A 974-nucleotide genomic window follows, 5' to 3' on the forward strand; every position below is an offset into this window, starting at 1 on the left:
CCCCGGAGCGCACGTCTCCTAACCAGAGAACATAAGCCCCGGGGCCGGGTATTCCGGAGGGATTTAGCTCACTCGGGCGGCGATTGGTCAGGACGGGGGAACCCCTCGGCCGGCGTCGGCGTGTCCGAGCCCGGCGGCTGGTTGCGCTCCCAGGGCGCGTCGTGCGTCGCCGGGTTGGCCGGCCGGTTGGCCGCCTCGGCCTGGGCCCGGGTCAGCCAGTGCTCCCACCGTGACTGCATCGGCCGCACCAGGCCGCCGCCGACACCCACGACCAGGATGCCGCCGACCGTGGCCAGCGCGAAGATCAGGATCGGCTCCGTCACCGTCGTCGCGATGCCCAGCTGGTTCAGCGCCGCGATGATCCCCAGCGCCAGCAGGAAGGCGTATGTCACCGTGCCCAGCAGCTGGCCGTACTGCCGGCCGGCCAGCGCACCCGTGACCAGGGCGCGCACCACCCGGGCGATCGCCGACGCGATCAGCACCAGGATGATCGCCACCACCACTCGCGGCAGGTAGGCGATGACCTGGTTGAGCAGGTCGCTGATCGGGTTGCCGTTGCCGAACACCGCGAACGCGTAGTTCAGCGCGATCAGCATGACGAAGTAGAAGACCAGCTGGACGATCAGCTTGCCCGCGTCCACCGGCGACTTCGGCCCGCCCAGCCCCGACCGCTCCACCAGTCTGGCGAAGCCGGTCTTGGCCAGCAGAACCTCGACCGCTTTGCTCAGTGCCTTGGCCACCAGCCAGCCGACCAGCAGCACAAGCAGAAAGCCCACCAGCTTCGGCACGAACGTGGTGATCAGCGCCCACGCGTCGCCCAGTCCCTGACTGAGTTGATCGCCCATCACCGGATCGTTTCGCACCGTCCTGTGTGGAGCAACTCGACACGGTTGGCACGAAAGAGGGAACCGCGTGGCGGTCCGGGCGGAGATGATCCACAGTGGACATACCGGTGGGGACCGGGGAGAGGGAGG

General features: G+C 68.6%; 1 protein-coding gene. It reads right to left on the reverse strand.

The window, feature by feature from the left end; translation table 11 throughout:
• Window positions 1-68: 68 nt before the first annotated feature.
• Entirely contained in the window at window positions 69-845 is a 777-nt protein-coding gene (locus tag KUTG_RS15900) for a mechanosensitive ion channel family protein (RefSeq protein ID WP_084581151.1), read from the reverse strand.
• Window positions 846-974: the final 129 nt, after the last annotated feature.

This window comes from Kutzneria sp. 744 (assembly GCF_000568255.1).
Taxonomy (GTDB): Bacteria; Actinomycetota; Actinomycetes; order Mycobacteriales; family Pseudonocardiaceae; genus Kutzneria.